Consider the following 2,305-nt stretch of genomic DNA (forward strand, 5'->3'; position numbering starts at 1 on the left):
ACTTCGCATCTGGTACCGAGGCCCCGTCCAATGGGGATCAATCCACTTGCAGATCCCGCACCGCTTCGAAGTGCCGTCACAAGAGACGGCAGGCCAACCGGTCAAAATCACTGTGTCGAGGATCTAGGCGCCACCGGGATCAGGTCGATGAGGCGGCGGGCGTCACCGGCTGGAAAGGTTGGTCCGTCGGCAACGAGGCGGTCCAAAAGGGCATGCGCCTCCAGCCGGGCGCCCAGGTCAAGTGGTTGTTCATTCATGATGGTATGGCAGGTCAGTGATAGACCGCGAGCCATTAGAGCATGGCAACGTGGCCTGATGAGAGGATCCAACCTCGAGCCACTGGGCTCAGATCAGACTGTTCTTTCAGGGATTTTTACTTTTCGTCCCTCAAAACAAATACTCTTCGTCCAACTCTCGCCCACGCAGTGCCTGTCACTGCGAATACATCCGTCAGAGAAATCTCCGGCGCGGCCAGCAGCGCCCGCGTGATAGTCCCAGGCCGTGCGGGGACTCCTCCCCGATAGCCACAGGGTCGCCTGAGCAACCCGGGGGCGGAACAAGAACTGCTTCCAAACGATGGGGTGGATGGCTCCCGCTCCCGACGGTGCCAAGATGAGCCCGTGTGTGGATGGCTCCCGCGTTGAGTCTGGTAGGTATCGCTCGTGCAGCAGCTGTCGAGTGCAGTCGTGTGTCCGGCCTGTTCATGCAGTCTGTTCACTGCTGGCCTTGAAGGGTTTCGCCGGACCAAGCCCCCTATCGTTTAAGCGGGCTGTCACGCCCGACACGCTAACCGGGTTCGGCTGGTCCTTGGCGATCGACCATCTGCTACCTTCACTTACCTCCCGCGCCTCAACCTCGTGCGCCAGTCACCCAGCGGTCCGTTCAGACCGCTTGAAGCACTGGCTTATCCTCATATTCGCCACCCCGCGTCATCACCGACCAGGCGATCCGCGCCATCTTATTGGCTAGGGCCACCGCCACCACCTTTGGCGGCCGGCGTCGGAGCAGGCCTGCAATCCAGGGCGATGGATTACTGCCCTCCCGGCGAAGATAGCGCAGCACTGACGTCGCGCCCAAGATCAGCAGCTGGCGCAGGTACTTGTTTCCCTGTTTGCTGATCCGCCCGAGCCGGGTCTTGCCCCCGGACGAGTTTTGCTTCGGCACCAGCCCGAGCCAAGCCGCAAAGTGGCGTCCTGATCGGAAGGTGCTTGGGTCGGGAATACTCGACGCCAGGGCCGAGGCGGTCACAAGACCAATGCCCGGGATTGTCTCAAGCTGGTTGGAGAGGTCATTGGTGTAGTGCCAGTGCGCCAGTTGCTTGTCGATCGTCCGCAGCCGCTCCTGAAGGTCAAACACGAGCCGAGCTAAGGTCTCCAGTACCACGCGGGCAAGATCGGGCAGGTCGAGAGGTTCGCCCCGAACCAGAGCTCCAACCATCTTCGTTACCTGAGAGACCCCGGCCCCGGTCGCGATCCCGAGTTCGGCCAAGTGGGCCCGGATCGCGTGCAGGAGCATGGTGCGTTGTTTTACCAGGAGAGCCCGGGAACGGTGCAGCATAGCGGCAGACTGCTGCTCGGGTGATTTCATCGGCACGAAACGCATAGTCGGGCGGGTGACCGCCTCGCAGATAGCCTCCGCATCGGCAGCATCGTTCTTCTGGCGCTTTACGTATGGTTTCACATAGGCCGGTGGCAGAGGCGGACCTCATGGCCGAGAGCAGTGAGCTCGCGGGCCCAGTAGTGGGCGGTCGCGCAGGCTTCTATGCCGATCAGGCAGGGCGGCAGGCCCGCAAAGAACTTCACAAGCTGTGGGCGCCGGACCTGCCGGCGGATGGCAACCCGGCCCTCGGCATCAACGGCATGGACCTGAAACACCGATTTGGCGAAGTCCAGGCCGACTGTTGTGATCTCTCCCATGATCTCCACTCCCTCTCGTCCACCTTAAACGGGCTCATCTTGGCACCGTCGGGAGCGGGAGCCATCCACCCCATCGTTTGAGAGCAGCTCTTGTTCCAACTCCAGAATGAGGACGGGATGAGAGGATCATGCTTGCTAGTGTTGTGACTCTAACGCTTGTTTCGCACGGGCGACCTTTTCCAGGATAGCTGAGGCCGAGGCGGTCCAGACAAAGGGTCTCGGGTCGGCATTGTGGTGCTCCAGGTAGTCCATGATAGCACTCTCCAGATCGGGCACGCTCGTGAAGGCGCCCCGCCGAATGCGCTCCTGGGTGATCAGGGCAAAGAAGCGCTCAACCTGGTTGAGCCATGAGGCCGAGGTCGGCGTGAAGTGCAGGTGGAAGCGCGGAT

The 2,305-nt window shown here is 61.5% G+C and carries 2 pseudogenes; both read right to left on the reverse strand.

The window, feature by feature from the left end:
- Positions 1-882 precede the first annotated feature (882 nt).
- Positions 883-1,916: pseudogene (locus tag FS320_RS41925) on the reverse strand (IS110 family RNA-guided transposase).
- 135 nt (positions 1,917-2,051) lie between these two features.
- A pseudogene (locus tag FS320_RS46755) lies at positions 2,052-2,305 on the reverse strand (IS630 family transposase); the annotation flags it as partial.

The organism is Microvirga tunisiensis (assembly GCF_009296175.1).
Taxonomy (GTDB): domain Bacteria; phylum Pseudomonadota; class Alphaproteobacteria; order Rhizobiales; family Beijerinckiaceae; genus Microvirga; species Microvirga tunisiensis.